The organism is Roseibium sp. LAB1 (genome assembly GCF_054658235.1).
This window is the reverse complement of record NZ_BAAGIB010000003.1, coordinates 577,096-599,803: the sequence shown is the minus strand read 5'-3', so window position 1 is coordinate 599,803 and position 22,708 is coordinate 577,096. Positions and strand designations below refer to the sequence as shown.

22 protein-coding genes are annotated in these 22,708 nt (G+C 59.8%); 8 read left to right on the top strand and 14 right to left on the bottom strand.

The window, feature by feature from the left end:
- Positions 1-40: 40 nt before the first annotated feature.
- The 7 genes from ACYQ54_RS20825 to ACYQ54_RS20795 form a co-directional block, all read right to left on the bottom strand.
- Positions 41-253: a hypothetical protein gene (locus tag ACYQ54_RS20825; RefSeq protein ID WP_460085926.1), complete on the bottom strand. Its 213-nt coding sequence runs from the start codon at positions 251-253 to the stop codon at positions 41-43.
- A gap of 109 nt (positions 254-362) precedes the next feature.
- The gene (locus ACYQ54_RS20820; protein WP_460085925.1) at positions 363-776 is read right to left on the bottom strand and encodes a DUF1801 domain-containing protein; all 414 of its coding nucleotides are present in this window, start codon (positions 774-776) and stop codon (positions 363-365) included.
- 20 nt (positions 777-796) lie between these two features.
- On the bottom strand, positions 797-1,225 hold the full coding sequence (locus tag ACYQ54_RS20815; protein ID WP_460085924.1) for an SRPBCC family protein: 429 nt from the start codon (positions 1,223-1,225) through the stop codon (positions 797-799).
- On the bottom strand, positions 1,222-1,548 hold the full coding sequence (locus ACYQ54_RS20810) for an ArsR/SmtB family transcription factor (protein WP_460085922.1): 327 nt from the start codon (positions 1,546-1,548) through the stop codon (positions 1,222-1,224). The genes ACYQ54_RS20815 and ACYQ54_RS20810 overlap by 4 nt, the downstream gene beginning before the upstream one ends.
- 66 nt (positions 1,549-1,614) lie before the next feature.
- Positions 1,615-2,409, bottom strand: a complete 795-nt coding sequence (locus tag ACYQ54_RS20805; RefSeq protein WP_460086118.1) for an ABC transporter ATP-binding protein — start codon at positions 2,407-2,409, stop codon at positions 1,615-1,617.
- Entirely contained in the window at positions 2,406-3,449 is a 1,044-nt protein-coding gene (locus ACYQ54_RS20800; RefSeq protein ID WP_460085921.1) for a FecCD family ABC transporter permease, read from the bottom strand. Before ACYQ54_RS20800 ends, ACYQ54_RS20805 begins: the two co-directional genes overlap by 4 nt.
- Positions 3,425-4,459 (bottom strand): iron ABC transporter substrate-binding protein, encoded by a 1,035-nt coding sequence (locus ACYQ54_RS20795; RefSeq protein ID WP_460085919.1) that lies wholly within the window; start codon positions 4,457-4,459, stop codon positions 3,425-3,427. Before ACYQ54_RS20795 ends, ACYQ54_RS20800 begins: the two co-directional genes overlap by 25 nt.
- A gap of 342 nt (positions 4,460-4,801) precedes the next feature.
- On the opposite strand from ACYQ54_RS20795, the gene ACYQ54_RS20790 reads away from it, so the two are divergent.
- The 3 genes from ACYQ54_RS20790 to ACYQ54_RS20780 all read left to right on the top strand — a co-directional run bounded on the left by ACYQ54_RS20790 (position 4,802) and on the right by ACYQ54_RS20780 (position 9,688).
- Positions 4,802-6,442, top strand: coding sequence for a methyl-accepting chemotaxis protein (locus ACYQ54_RS20790; protein ID WP_460085918.1), 1,641 nt, complete (start codon positions 4,802-4,804; stop codon positions 6,440-6,442).
- A gap of 484 nt (positions 6,443-6,926) precedes the next feature.
- Positions 6,927-8,024: an HD-GYP domain-containing protein gene (locus ACYQ54_RS20785; protein WP_460085917.1), complete on the top strand. Its 1,098-nt coding sequence runs from the start codon at positions 6,927-6,929 to the stop codon at positions 8,022-8,024.
- 182 nt (positions 8,025-8,206) lie between these two features.
- Positions 8,207-9,688, top strand: coding sequence for a methyl-accepting chemotaxis protein (locus ACYQ54_RS20780; protein WP_460085915.1), 1,482 nt, complete (start codon positions 8,207-8,209; stop codon positions 9,686-9,688).
- Positions 9,689-9,789: 101 nt separating this feature from the next.
- Here the strand turns inward: ACYQ54_RS20780 and ACYQ54_RS20775 are convergent, their stop codons facing one another.
- Genes ACYQ54_RS20775 through ACYQ54_RS20765 form a run of 3 tightly spaced genes read right to left on the bottom strand, consistent with a single transcriptional unit; the run spans position 9,790 to position 13,432 of the window.
- Positions 9,790-10,812, bottom strand: coding sequence for a substrate-binding domain-containing protein (locus tag ACYQ54_RS20775; RefSeq protein ID WP_460086117.1), 1,023 nt, complete (start codon positions 10,810-10,812; stop codon positions 9,790-9,792).
- Positions 10,813-10,868: 56 nt separating this feature from the next.
- The gene (locus ACYQ54_RS20770; protein WP_460085914.1) at positions 10,869-11,897 is read right to left on the bottom strand and encodes an ABC transporter permease; all 1,029 of its coding nucleotides are present in this window, start codon (positions 11,895-11,897) and stop codon (positions 10,869-10,871) included.
- Complete coding sequence (locus ACYQ54_RS20765) at positions 11,894-13,432, bottom strand: sugar ABC transporter ATP-binding protein (RefSeq protein WP_460085912.1); 1,539 nt, start codon at positions 13,430-13,432, stop codon at positions 11,894-11,896. The genes ACYQ54_RS20770 and ACYQ54_RS20765 overlap by 4 nt, the downstream gene beginning before the upstream one ends.
- A 138-nt stretch (positions 13,433-13,570) precedes the next feature.
- On the opposite strand from ACYQ54_RS20765, the gene mtnK reads away from it, so the two are divergent.
- The 5 genes from mtnK to ACYQ54_RS20740 all read left to right on the top strand — a co-directional run bounded on the left by mtnK (position 13,571) and on the right by ACYQ54_RS20740 (position 19,034).
- Positions 13,571-14,833 carry an S-methyl-5-thioribose kinase gene (gene mtnK, locus ACYQ54_RS20760; RefSeq protein ID WP_460085911.1) on the top strand — a complete coding sequence of 421 codons (1,263 nt, stop codon included), beginning with the start codon at positions 13,571-13,573 and terminating at the stop codon, positions 14,831-14,833.
- A complete protein-coding gene (gene mtnA / locus ACYQ54_RS20755; RefSeq protein WP_460085910.1) occupies positions 14,830-15,939 on the top strand; it encodes an S-methyl-5-thioribose-1-phosphate isomerase in 1,110 nt (369 codons plus the stop codon). The genes mtnK and mtnA overlap by 4 nt, the downstream gene beginning before the upstream one ends.
- Positions 15,936-16,955: a sugar-binding transcriptional regulator gene (locus tag ACYQ54_RS20750; RefSeq protein ID WP_460085908.1), complete on the top strand. Its 1,020-nt coding sequence runs from the start codon at positions 15,936-15,938 to the stop codon at positions 16,953-16,955. The genes mtnA and ACYQ54_RS20750 overlap by 4 nt, the downstream gene beginning before the upstream one ends.
- Positions 16,948-17,616 carry a class II aldolase/adducin family protein gene (locus tag ACYQ54_RS20745; protein WP_460085907.1) on the top strand — a complete coding sequence of 223 codons (669 nt, stop codon included), beginning with the start codon at positions 16,948-16,950 and terminating at the stop codon, positions 17,614-17,616. Before ACYQ54_RS20750 ends, ACYQ54_RS20745 begins: the two co-directional genes overlap by 8 nt.
- Positions 17,617-17,951: 335 nt before the next feature.
- Positions 17,952-19,034, top strand: coding sequence for an HD-GYP domain-containing protein (locus tag ACYQ54_RS20740; protein ID WP_460085905.1), 1,083 nt, complete (start codon positions 17,952-17,954; stop codon positions 19,032-19,034).
- A 20-nt stretch (positions 19,035-19,054) separates the two neighbouring features.
- Here ACYQ54_RS20740 and ACYQ54_RS20735 read toward each other — a convergent pair whose 3' ends face one another.
- From ACYQ54_RS20735 to ACYQ54_RS20720, 4 genes are all read right to left on the bottom strand, one after another.
- Complete coding sequence (locus tag ACYQ54_RS20735; RefSeq protein ID WP_460085904.1) at positions 19,055-19,558, bottom strand: DinB family protein; 504 nt, start codon at positions 19,556-19,558, stop codon at positions 19,055-19,057.
- Positions 19,559-19,580: 22 nt separating this feature from the next.
- Positions 19,581-20,240, bottom strand: a complete 660-nt coding sequence (locus ACYQ54_RS20730; protein ID WP_460085902.1) for a carbonic anhydrase — start codon at positions 20,238-20,240, stop codon at positions 19,581-19,583.
- A 206-nt stretch (positions 20,241-20,446) separates the two neighbouring features.
- On the bottom strand, positions 20,447-20,824 hold the full coding sequence (locus ACYQ54_RS20725) for a hypothetical protein (RefSeq protein WP_460085901.1): 378 nt from the start codon (positions 20,822-20,824) through the stop codon (positions 20,447-20,449).
- Between the two features lie 118 nt (positions 20,825-20,942).
- Positions 20,943-22,700, bottom strand: a complete 1,758-nt coding sequence (locus tag ACYQ54_RS20720; RefSeq protein WP_460085900.1) for a sensor domain-containing diguanylate cyclase — start codon at positions 22,698-22,700, stop codon at positions 20,943-20,945.
- Positions 22,701-22,708 lie beyond the last annotated feature (8 nt).

Genomic DNA, 22,708 nt, shown 5'->3' with positions numbered 1-22,708 from the left:
CTTGAAGCCGAATTCGGGCAATCCTCCGATCGACTGCCCGTTATCGTGCCTGCCGGCGCCACCTTTCGGCATAAGGCAGCGCAAAAAGGTAAAGCCCCGATACGAGCAAAAAGATCAATGGCACCAGCGCCAGCAATCCGACCCAGAGTGCCGGTTCGGTCTGGCTCATGGCGGCCAGATTGACGAGGACAGCCAGCGTGAAGGCTATGGACAGCCATCGGTGCAGCTGTCGGATGATCTTGTTCCAATTCATGGTTTGCTCCCGTTGATCACGACGCAAGATCCCGCCTGCCGGAAAGATCCGTCAGCAATGGGTTCTTGAAGGTTGGTGGTGCAAGCTCAGTCCGCCGCGTGGCGGAATGTCAGCCCTGGGCCGATTTCCTACGCGTTTTCCTGGCGGTCATGGCGGCGGCATTCTGCTCTGCGGCCGCACAAACGAGGGCTTTCAGCGCCGCTTCATCGATGTCTACATCTTCGAACAGGTCGATCGCCCGGCGCACGTTGCCGTCCAGACTGGAATTGAAGAGACCTGCCGGATCATCGAGCGAGGCGCCCTTGGCAAAGGTCAGCTTCACGGCTTTCTTGTAGGTCTCGCCGGTGCAGATGATGCCGTCCTTTTCCCAGACGGGAACACCGCGCCATTTCCAGGTTTCCTCGACATCCGGGACCGCCTCGTGGATGATAGCGCGCACCCGTGCCAGTGTTCGTCCACGCCAGTCGTCGAGTTCTGCGATCCTCGCGTCGATCTGCTGCGCGGGGGACACTTGATTGTCCATGGTCATCTCCCTTGTGGTTTTCACGAAGCGTCGTCGGCATCGTCCAGCCGCGTAACAACGCTTTCCAGCGCATCCATGAAGCGGGGCCAGGCGGCGCTTGCACCGCGAAAGTAGGGCAACTGTTCCTGCGTGAAGCCGATTTGCTCCATGCGCAGCAGGGTGCCGTTTTCCGTTGGGGTCAAAGTCCAGGTCACCGTGCTTCGAAGGTCCTTGGTATCCCAGCTGTAGGCGAGCGTTTTATGCGGCTCGATCGACTGGACTTCGCAATCAACCACTCCCCAGTCGGCACTCAGGTTGAAACGGTGACCGACAACCGGTTTGAAGGCATTCTTCATGAGCCATTCCTCGATCAGGTGGGGCTGGGTCAGCGCACGCCAGATCTTTTCTGCAGGAAAGGGAACTTCCCGTTCCACGACAACAGCAAGGGTATCTTCGTCCGAGAAACTCATTGATCCATTCTTCTCAAAAGGTCTTCCAGATCGTCGAACCGGCGCTCCCAGAACACGTTCATGCGCTGTGTCCAGTCGACCAGCGGCGCAAGTGCTCCAGGCCTGGCGCTATAGTGCGACTGCCGCCCTTCATGCCGGTCCGTGACCAGCCCGGCCTCCTTCAGGACGCCAAGATGCTTTGAAACCGCGGGCTGGGAGACACCGGCCTGGTCAGTCAACACCCGCACCGTCAGTTCGCCTTCGCGGCAGAGCCGTTCGAACAACGCCCGCCGGGTCGGGTCGGCCAGTGTCCTAAACAGAAGGTCAGGTGTTGGCTCACTCAAATTCATAACTCCATAGTTATTGATTGGATTGATAACTGTGGAGTTATGGATAAGTCAAGACACAATTCAGACCCGTACCACCTTCCCCTTGCGCGCAAGTGACGGCAGACAGACGGTGCGGCCGTCGGCGAGCTGTTCGATCCTCACGTCGACACCATATACATTGGAAAGGGCAGCGCTTGTCAGTGCTTCGTGTGGGGGGCCATCGGTCTTGATGCGGCCGTCGTGAAGCAAGGCCACCCTGGTGCCGATTGCAAAGGCGTGATCCGGGTCGTGGGTCGACAGGACAACGGTCAGGCCGTCCGCCGCAAGACCTGAAACTTCGGAAAGTACCAGCGCCTGATTACCGAAATCGAGACTGGCTGTTGGCTCATCCATCACGAGGACACGTGTTTCCTGCGCAAGTGCCCTGGCGATCAGCACCAGCTGCCTCTGTCCGCCGGAAAGCCTTGTATAGTCAGCTCCGGCGAGTTCGCCGATGCCCAGCCTTGCCAGCGCTGCCAGCGCGACGTCCCTGTCACGCGGGCCGGGCTGTTGAAAGGCACGCAGTTTTGCGGTTCGGCCCATCAGCACGACTTCCAGGACCGGAAAGGCAAAGGGCGCGGCGTGCGCCTGTGGAACATAGGCGATCCGTGTAGCGATATCCGCACGGGACAGCGACTTCAGCCGTCGCCCTTCCACCAGCACCGTGCCATCACGCGCCGGCAACAAACCCAGAAGCGTCTTGAAAAGAGTGGTCTTGCCGGACCCGTTGGGCCCCAGCAGGCAATAGACGTCCCCGGAAGAAGTAGTCAGGTTCAACCCGCTACCGACATCATGCCCGGGATAACCGATGGCAAGATCTTCGGCGCTAAGCATCACGCCCATGCCCGCCTCCCCCTGGCCAGCAGCCACAGGAAAAAAGGCGCGCCGACCACGGCGGTCAGAATACCGAGCGGGACCTCGATTCCAGATAGCGTGCGCGCCAGTGTGTCGACGGCCAGGAGATATCCCGCACCAAGAAGGGCTGCCGCCGGTAACAGGCGACCGAAACCGGGGCCAACGATCATCCGGGCGATATGCGGTATCACCAGCCCCACCCAGCCGACGACACCGGCAATGGCGACAACGCTCGCGGTGATCAACGTCGCGCAGAAAATGACAACAAGCCGCAATCGGCCGGCTTCCACGCCAAGCGCCCTGGCTTCTTCATCCCCCAATGACAGCACGTTGATGCGCCAGCGCAGCAGAAACAGCGGAACCAGTCCGAACAGAACAACTGGCACTGCCGGCAGAATGTCACCGGCCTTCACACCCGCCAGACTGCCCAGCAGCCAGAAGGTGATCGCCGGAAGCTGGTCATAAGGATCTGCCAGCACTTTCAACAAGGATGTCGCCGCCCCTGCCAGAGCGCCAACGACAACGCCTGCAAGCACCAGGACAAGAGTGCTGTCTCCTCCGCGCACCGTTGCGGCAACAAAACCGACGAGGGCAACAGCGGCGAGCCCGCCTGCAAAACCCATCAGCTGGATTGCCGCAACGGGAAGGGACAGAAAGATGCCGAGCACGGCCCCGAGCCCAGCACCGGCGGAGACACCCAAAATGTCCGGCGAGACCAGCGGATTGCGGAAAAGGGTCTGGTAACAGGCACCGGCTGCAGCAAGAGAAGCACCGACAAGCAGTGCGGCGACCACGCGAGGAAGGCGGATCAACAGGAGGACTGTGTCCTGCGTCCCCGAAGGCTCCGCCCCGGACAACACGCGCGCCAGCACACCGGCAGCCTCGGACGGCGAGAGCGGAAACGGACCGATCAGAAGAGCCGCGAAACTGCCAATTGCAAGCACCAGTCCCAGCCAGACGAACAGGCCGGATCGCGCAGAAGAGGAGGATTTACCGGTCAGGGAGCCCGCCCCTTTGCCCATTCCAACAACGTGTCGAGTTCCGCGTCGTTAAGGTCCACGTGGTACCACAGCCTGTAGAAGTCAGCGGTCTCCTGACGCAGATCCCCGTCCCACAGCTCGGGATAGAACAGACCGGCAAGCCACTTCAGCCCCATCATCCGGTTTACGGACGGCGGCCTGTCGATCCACCCGAAAGGGGCCGTTGGCGACAGAAAAACCCGGCCTTCACGCACGGCGGCGATGCCTTGCCACAGGGGATCTTGCCAGACGGCTTCATAGAAGCTCCGGTCCCAGGTCACGATGGTATCCGGGTTGGCGACGATAATCTGTTCGGGGCTGGCCTGCACCAGTCCGTATTGCCCGGGCACGTCGGCCACGTTGCGGCCACCTGCCTTTTCGATGATCTCTGTATTGATCGACCCTTTCAGGCCGGTCTCGAGCCCGTCCGCGCCACGGGCGAGATAAACACGCGGCCGCTCCCCTTCAGGCACGGCGCCGAGCGCTGACGCAAGTGCTCCAAAGGTTGCTTCGACATCCGCGGCCAGAAGCTCTCCGCGTTGCGGAACACCAAGAGCCTCGCCCACAAGCCGCAAAGCGCCTGCGGTTTCATCAAAACGGCCGTTGACCAGAAGATAGGGAATGCCCGTCTGCTCCTGCACCCGGTCGGCAAGATCGATGTAGGTATCGCGGACGGACCCGAAATCGATGATCAGATCAGGCTTCAGTGCCAGCACCCGTTCCAGATTTGCCTCCCCGCCCCGCCCGGTCAGGCGGCCCGTCTCCGGCAGATCCCGGAAGGCTTCGGCTATGAAAGGTTTCTCATAGTCTCGCAGCGCTCTCGGCCAACCGAGCAGGGCGTCCGGTTTGAGCGCATAGACGAGAATGGACGCGGGAGGCCCGGCTGCGAACACCCGGGTAACCGTTTCCGGGATCTCGACCGTACGGCCCGCCGAATCGGTAACGGTTCGCGCAAGGACGGACGTCCCCGAAATGCAAAGCAGGAAAAGGCAAAGAGCCGCCAGGCGAGTCATGTTTCCTCCAGCATTCTTATGACTGACCGAGGGTTTCTGCTTATTTCAGTTCAGCTTCAGGAAAGCGACAAGGCAGAAGCTCCTGCGATACAGAGATGAAAGATCCGGAGAAAATACACAAAAACAACATAAACTGCAGCCTTTTCACGGAACTCTGAAACGCTCACCAAACCGTGATTATTATTGCCATTTTTACGCGAATTTTCTTTCATTCTTAATTTACGCAAATCGTCAAAGATGATCTGAAATATGACCTTGGGGGAAATGATGAAGAAGTTCTTGTCCCGATTAAGCGTGACTTCGACGCTCGCAATTATTTCTGCCAGCGTGCTTGGAATATCGATGATTGTTGTGGGCTTTATCCTGTACGAAATCGCGCTTGGTCAAGCTCAGGATCGTGCCCAGGTCAAGCAGGATATCAACCTTCGTGTTGCAGCCACGCTGTTTCAGGACCGTATCGACGGGGCGAAGGTTTCGTGGGACTCCAGTGGCAACGTCAAGCGGATCGAGCTGGCCGAAATGCCGGTGTTCGAAAATCATGACCTGATCGATTCCATCGGACGCATGACCGGTGAAACCGCAACTGTTTTTGCATGGGACTCTGAAACCAAGGATTTCTGGCGCAAGACCACCAACATCATCAAGGGTGACGGCAAACGGGCTGTCGGAACCCAGCTTGGCCAGAACGGTGCGGTGTATCCCGTCGTGACGCAGGGCAAGACCTTCCACGGTCAGGCTACCATTCTCGGCAAGGACTATTTCACGGTCTATCAGCCGATCTTCTCCACCACAGGCGATATTCTCGGCATTCTTTATGCCGGCGTTGAAAAAGCTGCAGTCGAAGCAAACGCATGGGAACTGACCAGCCGCTACGCGATGCTGGTGCTGCCGGTCGTTGCCGTTTCGGTGATCCTTCTGATCCTTGCCATCCGCCGCCAGCTCCGTCCGATCACAAGACTGGCGCAAATCACCGATCAGATTGCGCAGGACAACCTTGCCGACGAAGTTCCCTTCAAGGAACGTTCCGACCAAATCGGAACACTCGCCCAGGCGGTCAGCACGCTGCGTGACAGGGCTGTTGAACGGATTGAACTGACTGAGCATCAGCGCACATCCGAAGCGGCAGCCGCCGACCGGCAAAACCGTGTTCAGGCGCTGATCGAATCCTTCCGGACCAATGTGTCCAACGTGCTCAACTCGGTCAATGAAACGGTGCAGGGCCTGGAAGGCACCGCCGGTCACCTGTCCGACCTGTCCGGCCAGAGCGCCTCGAGTGCGACGGAAACCCTGAACTCTGCCGATGAGGCCACGTCGAGCGTTCAGACCGTGGCCAGCGCCGCTGAAGAACTCTCCGCTTCCATCAGCGAGATTTCCCGCCAGGTGGCCCAGACGACGGAAGTCGTTGGCCGGGCAACCGAAGGCACACGCATGACCAACGAGAAAGTGGAAGGGCTCGCGGCCTCCGCTTCCAAGATCGGCGAAGTTGTGACGCTGATCCAGGCGATTGCCGAACAGACCAATCTTCTGGCCCTCAACGCCACCATCGAGGCGGCACGCGCCGGCGAAGCCGGCAAGGGATTTGCGGTCGTGGCAGCCGAAGTGAAGGAACTGGCCACCCAGACCTCCAAGGCAACCGAGGAAATCAGCGCCCAGATCACCGCCATCCAGGATGCCACGAAGGATTCGGTCGGTGCCATTGCGGAGATCACCAAGATCATGGAAGAGGTGAATTCCTACACCAGCACCATCGCGGCGGCAGTGAGCCAGCAAGGTTCGGCCACAGGGGAGATCTCGCAGAACGCCCAGAACGCGGCGGAAGGGACTACCTTCGTGTCCTCCTGCATGTCCGACCTTTCCAGCGCGGTCAACCAGACGTCGAAGGCTTCCCAGTCGGTTCTGGACGCCTCCGAAATGCTGTCTTCCCGCACCGAAGAGTTGAAACAGGAAGTGGAAACCTTCCTGGATGGTGTCGCAGCCGCCTGAGGCTCCGGGCCCGAAACATGTCGACTTGCGAAAGGGCGCGGACACTGTCCGTGCCCTTTTCATATCCGAAAGCCAATGTCTTGCCTGCATCACCCTGCGGCATAGGCTTCCTGCCAAGTGTCCGCAGCGCAAGGCCCCGCCGGACCGCAATCACGGCCGAACGCTCACGAGTCGGACGAACCGGTTATTTCAGTCCGGATATTTTTCAAGTAACCTGAGGACAAGGCGAATGTCCCGACACCGCAACCGGTGAGCTTCATTTCGCTCAGCACCACGTTTTTTTGCTGCACTGCACGCAGATCAAAACAGGTACAGTCAAAACTTCATGATCAGACGGGTCATCACGGGACGTTAAAAAGAAGTTCCAGCTCCAGAAATTACTGGACCTTGTTCGTAATTTTACCTGTAAATTTCACTAAAGCTTTTTTAGTCTTTTTCTACAATCCTTGATTTCAACCAATATTTTCTCAGATGCCGATTTATCATGGTCCAAATTTTAGTGGCGGCAGTAGATTTCGGGAACTTCCCAACGCGATTTGCAAAAATCGCGACGCTTTACCCGACAAAGAGAATTGCCTTCTCCAGAACCAACCTGCTGGACATCAAGCCGCGATCTCTGCTTCTTGTGGACTTTCTCGACCTTGGCCCTGACCACATCCGCATCCTGCGGGAGTTTTCCAGAGGCCCCCAGACCGTTCCGGCACTCGGCATCGTCGACACCAAAAGCAGGCAGAGCGTGCTGCAGGCGCGCGAGCTCGGCTTCTACAACCTGGTCGACCGCGAGGACAAATTCGCGGTCCTGTTCGCAAAGATACGCGAGATCGTGGGCGACTACTCCAAACCTGCGCTCCCCACCCGGTTTTCGGAAAAGCTTGTCAAATCGGTCGAAGACAGCAGCATGGGTTTGAACCTCATGTCCGCTGCTGCGCTTTCCGGCGCCCCCTTGCCGATGCGCCTGCTGGCGACCAACGCCAAGGACATAACCTCCACCATCATGACGGAAGGCCTGGACAACTGGCTGAGCGCGGTTCAGTGCCATCACAGCCACACCTTCTGCCACACGATGATGGTCGCCGGTCACGCCGTGTCGTTTTCTCGCTCGCTCGGCCACTCGGAGGCAGACCAGACACTGCTCGGTCTCGGTGCGCTGGTTCACGACCTGGGCAAGGTCAAGATCCCGCTTACCATCCTGGACAAGCCCGGCAAGCTGACAAAGGAAGAACGCGAACTCGTCGACAAACACCCGCTATACAGCCAGGAGATTCTGGCAACGCGGAAGGAAGTTCCCAAACAAGTTGTCCAGATGGCATTGTGGCACCATGAATTCCTGGACGGCAGCGGATATCCGAATGGCCTCAAGGGCAACCAGATCCCGCAATTGGTCAGGTTGCTGACGATCAGCGACATCTTCTCAGCGCTCACCGAAAAACGTGCCTACAAGGACAGCCTCAGCCCGCGCCAGGCCTTTGCCATCATGTTCGAGATGAAAGGCAAGCTCGACATGGACCTGTTGCGAAAATTTCGAACCCAGGTGCTGAGTTCCGAATTTGGGCGTGTCCGGCGACAGGCCAGGGCCTGTTAGACAGGATCAACGCCCTCCACAAGTTGAATACCTGACGACATCACAGCCAATAGGTAGCGCCATCAGCGAAAATTGTTCGCCCGCATGAGCTTTCCTTTGACTTTCCAAGGTCACCGCAACCTTTTCTTCAGGTTCCCCAACGACAATTCCCAGTTCAACAAATGTAATAATCGGGAGTAGAAGTGGTGCTGTTTTCAGGGTCGAACATGTGGAAAGCCGCATTTGATGCGTTCAGCCGTTCGCAGGCCATCATCGAGTTCACTCCCGAGGGCACGGTCCTGACAGCCAACCCCAACTTTCTGAACGCCTTGGGTTATTCCCTCAGCGAGATTCAGGGGAAGCATCACAGCATGTTTGTCGATGCCGACTACGCTGCGTCCGAGGATTACAAGACGTTCTGGAAAAAGCTGGCCCAAGGCGAATTTCAAGCCGCAGAATATCTGCGCTACGGCAAGGGTGGCCGGGAAGTCTGGATCCAAGCCTCGTACAACCCGATCCTCAACAGCGCCGGCAAGGTGGTCAAGGTAGTCAAGATCGCCTCGGACATCACCGAGCGCAAGCAGAAGAGCGCCGATTTTGAAGGTCAGGTTGAAGCGATGAACCGGTCGCAGGCCGTGATCCATTTCGATCTCGACGGCACGATCCTGGACGCCAACGAAAATTTCCTGTCCGCGATGGGCTACTCCCTCGACGAAATCAAAGGCCGCAAACACAGCATGTTTGTGGAGAAAGATTACGAAGCAAGCACCGAGTACCGGCAGTTCTGGAAAAATCTGTCGGAGGGGAAATATCAGGCGGGCGAATTCAAACGCATCGGCAAGGGCGGGCGCGAAGTCTGGATCCAGGCAACCTACAATCCGATATTCGATTCCGCCGGCCGTCCCTTCAAGGTCGTGAAATTCGCGACGGACCGCACCCCGCAGGTCGTTGAAAGACGTCGCCGCACCACCGTTCAACAGGGCATCGACCAGGATCTGTCGGAAATCGCCGCAGCCATCTCCAATACGACCGAACAAGCCACGACGTCGGCTTCCGCGTCCGAACAGACCTATTCAAGTGTTCAGACAGTCGCCGCGGCAGCAGAAGAACTTGTTGCCTCGATCCAGGAAATCAGCCGTCAGGTCCAGACCGCGCTCGAGGTCTCCCGAAGCGCCGCCACCGAGGCGGAGCGGTCGAGCGATATCATGAGCGGACTGTCCGAAGACGCCAAGACGATCGGCTCCGTGATCGAACTGATCGACGGCATCGCGGACCAGACCAATCTGCTGGCCCTGAACGCCACCATCGAGGCCGCAAGAGCGGGTGAAGCCGGCAAGGGCTTTGCCGTGGTTGCTTCCGAAGTGAAGAGCCTGGCCGCACAAACAAGCAAGGCGACCGAGGAAATCTCCAACCAGATCGGGTCGATGCAGGAAACGACCGGACAGGCGGTCTCCGCAATCGAATCGATCCTGACGGTCATCAAGAATGTCGGCGAAATCGCCGCCAGCATCGCAACTTCGGTCGAGGAACAGTCGGCGGTCACCAACGACATCTCCTCCAACATGCATTCGGCCGCCCAGGGCGTGGAAATGATCACCTCGAACATGCAGTCGATTTCTTCGGCAACGGCCCAGATCGACGCGGCCACCAAGAACGTGAAACAGGCGTCGCAATCCCTGATGTGATCCGCTGGAGTGCGCACTGCCTTGATCGGCGAACCCCGCAAAACAAAAAAACCCGGTGCATGGACACCGGGTTTTCTTTTGACGAGCAACCGAATTTCTTCTTAGCGGGCCGGAAGCGGGATCCACTCGGCAACAGACACGTCGGCATGCTGGAACTGCGGCATCTTCTGGCCCAGCTCTTCCATGTTCTTGACGTCCTGTTCGTTGAGGAACTCCTGGGTGATCAGGGTAGGCGGCACGACAACCTGCTTGCCCGGATCTTCACCAGCCAGCATCAGGGCCAGCGTGCGCACGCTGACTTCGCCGACCACCGCCGGATTGGTCGCAACCGTTGCCGCCCAGGCGGAATCCGGTTCGCGCATGGCGGAGATATCGGCCGTGGAAACATCCGCGGAATAGATATCGATGTCCTGGTTGAGACCGGCTTCATCGACTGCAATCTTCACGCCCTTGGCGAATTCGTCGTATGGGGCAAAGACAACACTGATGTTCGGGTTGGCCTGCAGCACCGAACGGGCCTGGTTGGCAACGGAGTTGGCAATCGGGTTGTCGAGCGTGCCGAACATGGCCGCTTCCGTGATACCCGGATTGGCTTCCTTGACTTCCTTCCAGGCGACATCCCGGCGGTCCAGCGGCGCGATACCCGGCACATAGACATAGCCGGCAGTGAAGCTGTCGCCATTGTCCTTGATAGCCTGTTCCAGCGCCAGCTTGCCGAGCAGGTAGTCGGACTGCTCGATCTGCGGGATCGCATCGTTTTCAACGTTGACGTCGAAAGCGACGACCTTGATGCCTGCATCGACGGCGCGCTGTGCCGCAGCCTTCATGGATTCGGTCAGGCCGTGCTGGATGATGATCCCGTCAACACCAAGCGCGATGGCCTGGTCGACCATGTCGGCCTGAAGGGCAGCATCCTGACGGCTGTCGAGAACGCGCAGGTCGACGCCAAGGGCAGCTGCCTGCTTTTCCACGCCCGACAGATAGGACTGGAAGAAGTCGCCGGTGGACAGATAACGCACCAGGGCGATCTTCACCTCTTCCGGCTTGTCGAACGGGGCCGGCATATCGGCTGCGAAAGCCGCTCCGCCGGAAAGTCCGATCCCGGCGGCAACCGCCAACTTCATGAATTCACGTCTCAGCATTTGTTTTCCTCCCAATGGAAACGGCGCCATTCAGGGCGTCACGCTGTTCTCCGGCCCCCGCGTCGCGAGGACAGGTAGAATGTGAAGACAAGGGCGGCGACCAGTACGGCGCCCTTGACGAAATCCTGCATGTAGTAAGGGGCGTTCATCATGGTCAGCCCCTGAAGAAGAATGCCGACAAACAGCGCACCTGCGGCTGTGCCGAAGGCATTCGGACGGGCAGCGCCCAGCACCGCGAAGCCGATAAGCGCAGCCGCAACGCTGTCGAGCAGAAGATTGTTGCCCGAGGCGATGTCGCCACGGCCGAGACGCGCGGCCAGAAGAATGCCGCCGACCGACGCCAGCATACCGGAGATCATGTAGGCCACGATCTTGTAGCGCTGCACGTTGGTGCCGACCAGTTCTGCAGCCCGTTCGTTGGACCCGATTGCATACATCAGGCGGCCATGACGGGTGTAGCCGAGGAACAGCCAGATCAGCAGCGCGATCAGCAGGAACACCACCACCGGCACCGGCAGCAACCGGTCCAGAAACAGGTCGAACCGGTGCCGGCCGAGCCACAGGAAAGCCGCGGAGAACGTGCCTTCCGCCACAACCCCATCGCCCAGGCTCATCCCGGTCGCGATCGAATTGCCCTGGGTCGGTATGCGCTGCAGGCCGATCAAGAGGAACATCATGCCGAGCGTCGCCAGAAGATCCGGTACGCGCATCTTCACGATCAGGAAGCCGTTGATCAGACCGACAACCGCGCCCATCACCAGGCAGAGCGCTACGGCAACAAAGGCCGATTGTTCCAGAACCACCATGGAATAGGCGGACAGCATCAGGGCCGATGTCGCCACGGAGCCGATGGAAAGATCGAAGCCACCCACCACCAGTGTACAGGTGACGCCAAGCGCCAGAATGCCGGTAATGGCCACCGACTGCAGGATGAAAACTGCCGAGCGCGGGCTGGCAAAACCGCTGGCATAGAGGCTGAAGAAAAGGGCCAGTCCGCCGAGCAGGACGAGGAAGCCGTAGCGGATGGCAAGTTCGAGCGGGTTCTTGTTCATTGTTCCGGTATTCATCCTGCCATTGCCTGCGTTGCCGCCTCGTGCTGTCCCTGCCCGTTCGCCGGACCGGAGACATCCGCGACCAGACGGTTCAGGTCGACGTTCTTGTTGATGTATTCGCCGACGATCGCGGCTTCATGCATGACGACGATGCGGTCGGCGATTTCCAGGGCTTCGTCGATTTCCGCCACGAAGACGAGCGTCGTGCGCCCTTTCGCGGTTTGCCGGATGTAATGACCGATGTCCCGCCGGGCGCCGATGTCGACCCCCTGGAAAGGTTCGTCCAGCAACAGAACGCGGCTTGCCTGAAGCAACCAGCGGCCGATCATGACCTTTTGCTGATTGCCGCCCGACAGCGTGTTGATGCCGTCGCCATTGCCCTGACAGACGATGCCGATCTTGCCGATCATGTCATCGGCGGCCCTACGTTGCCCGCGATCGCTTAAGAAAGAGAACCGGCTGAACGCACCAAGGAACGGCAGCGTCATGTTGTTGGCAATATCGAAGTCCGGCACCACGGCATTCACGCTGCGGTCCTTGGGCGACATGAACACACCCTTGGCGACGGCGTCTTCAGCGCTTTTCGGCGTGTAGTCCTTGCCGTCCAGGCGCAAGCTGCCGCTTGCGGGTTTCGCAAGTCCGAACAGGACTTCGGCCAGCTCCGTAGTTCCGCTGCCGAGAAGTCCGGTAAGGGCGACCACTTCGCCTTCGCGAGCAGTCAGGTCGATCTGCGGGGCGTTCTCGAAAAGGCGTATACCTTCAACTTCCAGGATCGGATCACCGCCTGAGACCGGCTCGATATCGACCTCGGTCATCTGGTGCCCAAGCATGGCGTTGACCGCGCCGACATAGTCCAGCGGCTCCGTCTCGAACAGGCCTGAAATTGCCCCGTCGCGCATGGACACAATCCGGTCGGCCACCCGGCGGATGTCCGACATGCGGTGCGAAATATAGAGAATGGCGACACCTTCCGCGCGCAGCCTGTCGATCAGCGCAAACAGGCGATCGGCTTCGGAAGCGGACAGGGAAGAGGTTGGCTCATCCAGAATGAGCAGTTTCGGCGCGCGCGCCATGGCACGGGCGATGGCGATCATCTGCCGGTCGGCGACCTCCAGGTCCGCAACGCGGGTGCGCACGTCCATTGTCAGCCCCATGCTTTCGGCAACCTTGCGGGCCTGCCGGCGCAGCTTCCTGTCATTGACGAAAAAATCGGCGCCCGGCTCCGTCAGAAGATCGAGCGTCAGGTTGGTGGCGACATCGAGATCCGGGATCACACCATCGTCGATGGACTGGTGCACGGTAACAACGCCCTTTGAGATGGCATCTGCCGCGTCGAGTGGCTTGAAGGGTGCACCGGCCAGTTCGATCTCGCCGGCATCGGCAAAATGATAGCCGCACAGGACCTTCACCAGCGTCGACTTGCCAGCACCGTTGGCCCCCATCAACGCCGTGACTTCGCCGGCGCGCAGCTCCAGATCGATCCCCCGAAGCACGTGATTGCGCCCGAAGGACTTTTCCAAGCCGCTCAATTTACAGGTGACGTCTGGCACCTTTCCTCCCGATGTTTTTGCGAGTTCCTCCCCCGCTTGTCATCGTTACAACACGCTAAATAGGCATTTGTCAACTGTGTTGACTTTTGAATAATCTTGACCATTATCGGGGCAAAATAGGGAGGAACAAGACCCAAGATGGACACGCCAGACCTCTATCGGCCCCTGACGCCGGAAACGCTCGGCGAGAGACTTTCCGGGATTGCCGCCGTTGCGGACAGGATCGGAGCAGACCCGTCTGACTGGACCGTTCGCGAAGTCGGCGACGGCAACCTCAATCTTGTCTTCATCGTCGAAGGCTCCAAAGGCACGATCATCGTCAAGCAGGCGCTGCCCTATGTTCGCCTGGTCGGCGACAGCTGGCCGCTGCCGCTTTATCGCGCGCTTTACGAGAACCATGCGCTTGTGCGCCAGGCCGCCCGCGACCCGGGCGCGGTGCCGGAGGTCTATCACTTCGACGAGAGCCAGGCGCTGATCGTCATGGAATACCTCTCGCCCCACAAGATCCTGCGCCGCAAGCTGATCGACGGCGAGAAGGTTGCCGGGCTCGGAGCGTTCCTTGGTGCCTTCTGCGCCCGCACGGCATTTCGCGGCTCGGAACTCTCCATGAAGAGCGCCGACAAGAAGGCTGACGTCAGCCTGTTCGCCGGCAATGTGGAAATTCCTGCAATCACCGAGGCGCTGGTCTTCACCGACCCGTACTACGCGGCGGAGATGAACCACCATACGGACGGCCTCGATCCCGTTGTAGCGGACCTGCGCGCCAATGCTGAGCTGAAGGCGAAGGTGCAGCGCTTCCTGATGAAATTCGCCTCCAACACCGAGACCATGGTGCATGGCGACCTGCACAGCGGCTCCATCATGTCCACGGACAGCGACAGCCGCGTCATCGATCCGGAATTCGTGCAATACGGCCCGCTCGGGTTCGACATCGGCATGCTGACGGCAAACTTTCTGATGGCCTATTTCAGCCAGCCTGCCCATCGCAGCGCAGACACTCTGGACGATTTCCAGGAATGGGTTCTGTCGGTCATTTCCGAAACCTTCTCCGCCTTCGAGGCCGAGTTCACACGGCTTTGGAACACGGAACGCACGGGCATGCTTTATCCGGCTTCCCTGTTCGAGGATCAGGGACAGGCGTCCGGCTTCGCCTGTGCCGGCCTCCTGCAGGAGATCCGCACCGAGGCCATGGGCTATTGCGGCATCGAGATGCACCGCCGCACCCTGTCACTCGCCCACAACGCCGATTTCGAGGAAATCGAGGACAAGCAGATGAAGCGCCGCCTTGAAACGCGCAACCTGCTGATGGGGGCCGACCTCATCCTGTCGCCCGAAACTTACGGCTCGACCGATGCGCTTGTGAAGCTTGCGCGCCAATTCAACAAGAAGGACATCCCATGAAGGTCAACGGCACCCATTACCGCTCGCTCTGGTGGGATGACGACAAGGCTGCCTTGCAGATCATCGATCAACGCTGGTTGCCGCATGAATTCCGTATCCAGCAGGTCGACACGCTCCAGGATTTTGCCGACGCCATCGTGGAAATGCGTGTGCGCGGCGCGCCGCTGATCGGCGCAACGGCAGCCTACGGCATGGCCTTGGCCGCAAAGGTCGACCCGTCCAACGCCCATCTGGATCAGGCCTGGGAATATCTCGACAAGACCCGGCCGACAGCCATCAACCTGCGTTGGGCGCTCAACCGCTGCCGTGCGCACCTGATGCCCCTGCCCGAAGCAGACCGTGCGGCGGCCGCGCTGAAGCTGGCACACGAGATTTCCGACGAGGATGTCGGCATCAATCACAGCATCGGCCAGAATGGTCTTGAAATCATCCGCAAGATCGCCGCCGGCAAGAAGGACGGCGAGCCCGTCCGCATCCTGACCCATTGCAACGCCGGCTGGATCGCCACCGTCGACTGGGGTACGGCCACAAGCCCGATGTACCAGGCGCATGACGCCGGCATTCCGATCCATGTCTGGGTGGACGAGACCCGCCCGCGCAACCAGGGCGCCCTCACCTCCTGGGAGCTCGGCAGCCATGGCATTCCGCACACCTACATCACCGACAATGCCGGCGGGCACCTGATGCAGCATGGCCTTGTCGACTTGGTCATCGTCGGCACGGACCGCACCACGCGCCGTGGCGACGTCTGCAACAAGATCGGCACCTATCTGAAGGCGCTGGCCGCCAAGGCCAACAATGTGCCCTTCTACGTCGCCCTGCCGTCACCGACCATCGACTGGACGGTGGATGACGGCGTTGCCGAAATTCCGATCGAGGAACGCCAGGAACGGGAAGTCACCCACATTCAGGGCCTGACCGACGACGGCAGCATCGGCATCGTGCAGGTGACACCGGTCGGCACGCCGGGTGGCAACCCCGCCTTCGACGTTACGCCGAACCACCTCGTCACCGGCCTCATCACGGAACGCGGCGTGTGCGACGCCAGCGCCGAAGGCCTCGCGGCTCTCTTCCCGGATCTCAGCGGGATCGCCAAGAGCGCATGAGCCCAGGACCGACCAGTTCCCGGCCCTCCGGTACCAAGGCCGCGGCACCAGCTGCGGCCACAAGGGCGCGCAGCCAGGACGATGCCATCATCGAGGTCACCTGGTGCTACTACCAGGAAGGCATGAACCAGAACGAGATCGCCGAACGCCTCGGCATCTCGCGGGCGACCGTCGTCAACTATCTGTCCGAAGCGCGAAAACGCGATTATGTCCGCATCACGCTGGATACGGATATCTTCCGAAACCACGATCTGGCACGACGCCTCGTTGACCGGTTCGGCCTGCGGGATGCCATTGTCGTTCCCACATCGCCGGCCGGCGCCGATCAGTCGCTCGACCGTGTAACGCGGGTGGTTGCCGACTGGCTACCGGGCCTGCTGGAACCGGGCGACAGGCTTGGCGTTGCCTGGGGTGAGACGGTTTACCGGGTCGCCGAAGCCGCACCCCGCGTGACGGTGCCGGACCTCACGGTGGTTCAGCTTGTCGGCTCGCGTCCGGCGGCACTCGGCTTTGCCGCGGAAACCTGTTCGGCGACGCTTGCCCGCCGTTATGGCGCGCACTGCGTCAACCTGCATGTGCCGCTGCTGCTGTCGAACCGGGCCCTGGTGGAGGAACTGAAGCAGGAACCGGTGATCCGAATGCAGCTTGATGCTGTCGCCGACTGCAACAAGACCATCTTCGCCTGCGGCACCTGCACGGCGGACAGCCACGTCGTCCATACCGGACTGCTCGACCCGTCCGACATCGACCCTTGCGCGGAACGCGGTGCCATCGGCGTGATCTGCGGCCGCCTGATCGACCACGACGGCAACGGTCTCAACCGGGAAATCGAGGACCGGATGATCGCCGTCACCCTGGACCAGATGCGCGGCAAGGACATGGGGCTGCTTGTCGGCTCAGGCCCCGACCGTGCCAGACCCATGCTGGCAGCCCTGCGTGGCGGCTATGCCACCCATATCGCCACATGTTCGGAAACAGCGACCGAAATGCTCAATCTGACGGAAGACAATGCTTAAGACGCCTTATCAGGATACCCCCGACCTTCGCGAGGCCATCATCGATGCCTGCAAGGAAATGAACAGCCGCGGTATCAACCAGGGCACATCGGGCAATATTTCCGCACGCGCGGGCGACCGGATGATCATCACGCCCTCCGGCGTACCCTATGATCGTATGACCCCGGAGATGCTGGCTTCCATTCCGCTGGATGGCGATGGCGGCTTCGATGGCCCGCTGCCGCCGTCGACCGAATGGCAGTTCCACCTTGCTCTGCTCAGGGCGAAGCCGGACATGCACGCGGTCGTGCACGCGCACCCGGTTCACTGCACCGCGCTGGCAATCAACCGGATGGAGATTCCTTCCTGCCACTACATGATCGCGCTCTTCGGCGGCGACACGGTTCCCCTGGCAGGCTACGCTCTTTTCGGCAGCGACGAACTTGCCCGCGAGGTGACCGGCGCCATGACGGACCGGCATGGCTGCCTGATGGCCAACCACGGCGCGGTGGTTGTCGGAGAAACCCTTGAGAAGGGCCTCTGGCGGCTGGAGGAACTGGAAATCCTGGCAAAGGCCTACATCCTCAGCCGGACGATCGGCTCGCCGCACATTCTATCCAAGTCCGAAATCGATGCGGTGCTCGGCGCGGTGAAGAATTACGGGATGAAGACCGACGCATGATGCTTTGATCGTTGCGGTGCTGTCCGCACAGCAACTCTGGCCTGAAGGGCCTGTCTGCGGCATGACTCGGCCGCCCCACGCGGGGCGGTTTGGCCGCCGAAGGGTCTTTGCCGAATGACAGGGCAGGCAGCAGCATCTCAACCGGTTAAATTCCTGCCTCGCCCTATATTGGGAGCGCTCCACCTTAACTCCGGATTCACCAAATACTTTATCGATCCGCTTTCAAACTTAATTACAACCTACAAGCAGTTAGCCTGGTGCTTCCGTGAAATACTTCTTTAAGGCGCGCCCCTTACCAAGGAATATTCCGTAGCGTAAAAAGGCAACTCTTCATCATGCAGGTTTTGCTGACGATTGCAGACACGAACAAGGCGAGCAAAAACTTCCTTGAAATCTGCTCATTGTATCCGGCAAGACTCGCGTCGTTTTCCGAGCTCGGACCACAACTGCCCGCAAACGTGTTGGTCGTCGCCGACTTCCTTGGAGCCACACCGGAGCATTTTACTGTTCTGAAGACCTTGCTGGCCAAGGCAACCTGTGAAGTGATCGCCGTCCTCGACCTGAAGAACCGGCAGCAGATCATGCAGGTGCGTGAACTGGGGTGCCATGACCTTGTTGACCGCGCCGAACCACTTGGCACGCTATTGCTGAAAATCCGTGAGAAAGCTGCCGACTATTCCCTGCCGCAAATTGACGGCAAGTGCTCCCCGAAGGTGGGAGAAACCGTGAAATCCACCTGCGTCGCACTTTCCGCGACCTCGACCGCAGCCCTGACCGGCGCTGCCCTGCCTCTGGCGAGCCTGGCGAGAACCAGTGTCGAGATTTCGAACACCATTGAATCGGACGGCCTCGGCGCCTGGCTCACGGCTGTGCAGCTGCATCACAGCCACACCTTTTGCCACACCATGATGGTGACGGGGCACACGATGCTGTTTTCCAAGGTCCTCGGACTTTCGGCCGAAACCCAGGCGATGCTCGGAATGGGTGCTCTGGTCCACGACCTCGGCAAGATCAAGATCCCGCTGTCCATTCTCGACAAGCCTGGCAAGCTGTCGGACGCGGAACGCCAGCTTGTCAACAAGCACCCTGCCTACAGCCGGCTGATCCTCAAGAACTGCAAGGACATCCCCAGGGAAGCCGCCGAGATGGCCATCTGGCATCACGAGTTTCTGGACGGCACCGGCTATCCGGACGGCCTTGCCGCTGATCAGATTCCGCAACTCGTTCGCATCATCACCATTGTCGACATCTATTCGGCACTGACGGAAAAACGCGCCTACAAGGACAGCATGAGCCCCAGGCAGGCCTTTGCCACATTGGCGGAGATGAAAGGCAAACTCGACACAGACCTGCTGCGCGCGTTCCGGGACACCATCTTGAGCATAGATCTCGGGGAACTGCGCCGCGTGGCCAACTGACGGTCAGCCACGGATCCCGATCATACCAGGTCCGGCATGAACGGCAGATCGGTGACGCCGATGTCGTGCCCGGCCTGGGTCAGCAGCGTTGACAGCTGGCCGCGGTGATGGGTCTGGTGGTTGAACATGTGGGTGACAAGGATCCAGCGCGGCCGTGACCGGGGAATACCGTCCTGACCGCTTGTCCATTCCAGATCCTCCGCCAGCCAGTCAATGGTCAACCATTCGGCAAAATCGGAAATCTGCAGACACATGTCGAAATGAGCAGCTTTCAACTCGTCGAAATTCTCGAAGATATCGACGCCCATGCCCTTGATTTCGTATTTACGGCCGGTGAAACGGCTCATCCAGGCCCTGTCGGCAAACAGGATGTGGTTGAGCGTCGAATGTACGGACCGGAAGAAGGCTCCCCGGTCCGACTTGCGGTCCTCATCGCTCATAAGACCCGCCGCCGCATAGACCTTTTCGGTCATCCAGCTGTTGTATTTGGCCATTCGGCGATAGAGCACCGGATCAACGAGCATGACGTCCCTTTCCTGGCTGCAATTATCTCGCCGTTTCGAGAACATTCGGGGCGGTGGTGGAGAACCTCTGGGTTTCCGGGTCCATCACCCGCAGCTCGCCGGACCCGATGTCGAACCAGGATCCGTGCAGGCTGAGCGTCCCTTCCTGAACCGCCGCTTCGATGAACGGGAAGGTCAGCAGGTTTTTCAGCGATTGCCGGATGCCGGCATATTCCATGGCCAGCTGAGGATCGTCCGCCTTGTCCACTGGCATGCAGGCCATGGCGATCGCCGCCGGTTCCAGCAGTTTGATCCAGCGGCCGATGAACTGTCCTGTCGCCATTGGAGCATTCGCGTTTTCCCGGAAGGCTTTCACCCCGCCGCAATGACCATGTCCCATGATCACGATGTGCTTGACCTGAAGCCCCTTGACCGCGAATTCGATCGCCGCGCTGGTGCCGTGTTGACCTTCGGTGTCCTCGTAAGGCGGCACCAGATTGGCAACATTGCGCACCACGAACAATTCACCCGGACCGACATTGAAGATGCCTTCGGGTGTCACGCGGCTGTCGCAGCAGGAAATCACCATTACGTCCGGTGTCTGGCCATAGACCGCGAGCCGCTCGTGGGTTTCCCTGTGCCTGACGAATCCCTTGTTGAGGTAACGGCCGTAGCCTTCGAGAAGATGTGTGGGGAAAGTCAAACTCAAGTCTCCAGCTCTTGTCACCCGGGATCGACCGCCTGCACCAGATATGGGCAGGCCTGCCAACCGGAACGGCGGCACCAGGTGCAGCATCCGCAAGGATGCCCATCGATGCGCGAACGATAGGGGATCTCCCCTGCCGGCCATAGATACGGGTTAATACGTAACGAGCCAAGAGACTTCAACCTTTCGGACGAGTCTGTCCGTCAGGTCGCGACATTCACCTCATGTGGAGGCTCACCATCATCGTGATCCTCATAGGCATGGCGGATATTGTCGGCGGGTACTCGATCGACCGGCCCGCGCAAGGGGTGCACCGGTCCGTGATCGATGCCGGGCTCCATGACCTGCAGCGCAGCGGCCTTGTAGGCGGCAACGCCATCCAGCACATGATTTACCGTATGATGATCATCAATAAGGAATGCCGGAGTGTCATCGGACAGTCCGGTTTCATTTTCGTGGCGCTCTGCGGTGTCACGCTTCTTTCTGCGGTCGTAACCGGTGCCGTCACCGTCACGGTCCGCTGGATACTCTGTCGCATGCGCCACGACCTGGGCCGATTGCGGCCTTTCGATCGTCGCCATTCCGGCCTCCTGGCCATCAGAGAATTACCGCCTTCTGGCGGAACCTGCCAACTGTCTCAACAAAGAGTTAACAAAACTTTACGCTAGGTTAATCCGGTTTCTGCCGAGGGCAACAGCCTCAGGCTGATTGAGACCGGCCGAGCGGATAGTCGACGCAGACTCGATTGCGTCCTGAAGACTTGGCGGCGTAAAGCGCCTGATCGGCCCGGGCGATCGTGTCTTCGACGTCGCGATCCTCGACAGTGGCCTCAGCCAGGCCGATGCTGACCGTTACCGAGACACTGCCTTGCCCCTCCTCCACGGACAAGGCTGCAATCCTCAACCTGATACGTTCGGCCAGAACCCAGGCACCATTGGCGTCGTTCTCCCTCAGAAGCAGGACGAATTCTTCCCCACCGAACCGGGCGGCCTTGTCTGTCGATCGGATTTCTTCAACGATGGTTTCGCCGATGGCCCGGATCACGTCGTCGCCGGCCCGATGCCCGAAGCGATCGTTCACGGTCTTGAAGTGATCGGCATCGATCATCAGCACACTGAAAGGCCGATCATGGCGCCGGAACGTCGCAAACGCGTCTTCGGCAAACGGCTGGAACGCGCGCCGGTTCAGCAGACCCGACAGCGGGTCGTGCTCCGCCAGTGTTCTCAAGGAACGGATATCGGCTCCCAGCTGCCGGTTTCGCTCTTCGCTGGAACGCATGTTCCGGCTGTATTCGTCTTTCAGCTCCTCAAGCATGTCCCGGGCGCTTTTCGCGCTTTCTTCCACGCTGCCAAGGCGGCGCAGCAGTGACCTGACAGAGGCGGAAACCTGCGAAAGCTCCCGGAACCCATGCAGGCGCGGAACAGTGGTTTCCTTTTCGTCACGCCCGATCCCGTCCAGAGCGGACACTAGCCCCAGAAGCGGCTGCGAGATGGTTCGCGAGACCAGCCACGCCAACAGCGCTGACAGACAGGCAACCGCAAGTCCGATCAGGAAGATGTTGCGCACCAGATCCGCCACCCGGGCCGACACGACGCTGATCGGCTGCTGCACGGCAACTTTCCAGCCCAGTCCCGGATAATCACCGAGGCCCGCTGTTTCGACCACTTCGACCATCATGTCGGGATTGGCCGGATCGAAGGCGGCATCTTCCTGGGCGATCGACCTGCCCGTTGCATCTTCACCGACAAGCACGGTGCCGTCACGCGCGAGCACGAACAGGTCGAGCCCTTCCTTGCCGAGATTGTTGTCCAGAACGTTGCGCCGGGTTTCTTCAGCCCAGTTCCAGCTCATATGAGCGCCAAGGACGCCTGCCAATTTGCCGCTTTCGTCCGTCACGGGCATTGCCACATCGACAAAGCGGAAAGGTGCCTCGTCGGGACTTGTCCGCAGAAGATGGTCGAGCAACTTGGCAAGATGAACATCTTCGGCGGTTGGCCCCTTCAAACCGCTGACAAACCAGGGTCGCTCGGCGACAGAGGCGCCCTCCAGCATGCCACGCGTCGCGGCGACGACCGTTCCGTCGACGGATGCGAAACCGATCCAGGCGTATTGCGGCAGGCTGCTCTGCAACTGGTCGAGCGTCTCGCGGATGCTATCGGGATTCCGGGTCCAGACGGGCTTCAGCAATTCCATGTCGGCGACATTGCGCACTTCGCGGAACCGATCGAACATCGTCTGGTCCAGCCGCTGCGCCATGCTGCGTGCGATCAGGGTCAGATCCCAGCGGTTTTCACGGATCGCTTCGCCGCGCGCGATCAACGCTGCTCCAAAGGCAGCAACGGCAATGGAAAGGATGCAAAGCGAAGCCGCCAGAAGAGCAATCTGCTGGCGCAGACTGGTCCCGTCCCGCAATCCGATGAGAATTGAAGTTATTCTGGAAATTGGCTTGCGTATCATCGGATCGT

Bases quoted from the DNA above. Each gene is read 5' to 3' on its own strand.
- ACYQ54_RS20825 (WP_460085926.1), bottom strand. From the start codon at position 253: ATGAATTGGAACAAGATCATCCGACAGCTGCACCGATGGCTGTCCATA.
- ACYQ54_RS20820 (WP_460085925.1), bottom strand. From the start codon at position 776: ATGGACAATCAAGTGTCCCCCGCGCAGCAGATCGACGCGAGGATCGCA.
- ACYQ54_RS20815 (WP_460085924.1), bottom strand. From the start codon at position 1,225: ATGAGTTTCTCGGACGAAGATACCCTTGCTGTTGTCGTGGAACGGGAA.
- ACYQ54_RS20800 (WP_460085921.1), bottom strand. From the start codon at position 3,449: ATGGGCAAAGGGGCGGGCTCCCTGACCGGTAAATCCTCCTCTTCTGCG.
- ACYQ54_RS20795 (WP_460085919.1), bottom strand. From the start codon at position 4,459: ATGACTCGCCTGGCGGCTCTTTGCCTTTTCCTGCTTTGCATTTCGGGG.
- ACYQ54_RS20790 (WP_460085918.1), top strand. From the start codon at position 4,802: ATGATTGTTGTGGGCTTTATCCTGTACGAAATCGCGCTTGGTCAAGCT.
- ACYQ54_RS20785 (WP_460085917.1), top strand. From the start codon at position 6,927: ATGGTCCAAATTTTAGTGGCGGCAGTAGATTTCGGGAACTTCCCAACG.
- ACYQ54_RS20775 (WP_460086117.1), bottom strand. From the start codon at position 10,812: ATGAAGTTGGCGGTTGCCGCCGGGATCGGACTTTCCGGCGGAGCGGCT.
- ACYQ54_RS20770 (WP_460085914.1), bottom strand. From the start codon at position 11,897: ATGAATACCGGAACAATGAACAAGAACCCGCTCGAACTTGCCATCCGC.
- mtnK (WP_460085911.1), top strand. From the start codon at position 13,571: ATGGACACGCCAGACCTCTATCGGCCCCTGACGCCGGAAACGCTCGGC.
- mtnA (WP_460085910.1), top strand. From the start codon at position 14,830: ATGAAGGTCAACGGCACCCATTACCGCTCGCTCTGGTGGGATGACGAC.
- ACYQ54_RS20750 (WP_460085908.1), top strand. From the start codon at position 15,936: ATGAGCCCAGGACCGACCAGTTCCCGGCCCTCCGGTACCAAGGCCGCG.
- ACYQ54_RS20745 (WP_460085907.1), top strand. From the start codon at position 16,948: ATGCTTAAGACGCCTTATCAGGATACCCCCGACCTTCGCGAGGCCATC.
- ACYQ54_RS20740 (WP_460085905.1), top strand. From the start codon at position 17,952: ATGCAGGTTTTGCTGACGATTGCAGACACGAACAAGGCGAGCAAAAAC.
- ACYQ54_RS20735 (WP_460085904.1), bottom strand. From the start codon at position 19,558: ATGCTCGTTGATCCGGTGCTCTATCGCCGAATGGCCAAATACAACAGC.
- ACYQ54_RS20725 (WP_460085901.1), bottom strand. From the start codon at position 20,824: ATGGCGACGATCGAAAGGCCGCAATCGGCCCAGGTCGTGGCGCATGCG.
- ACYQ54_RS20720 (WP_460085900.1), bottom strand. From the start codon at position 22,700: ATGATACGCAAGCCAATTTCCAGAATAACTTCAATTCTCATCGGATTG.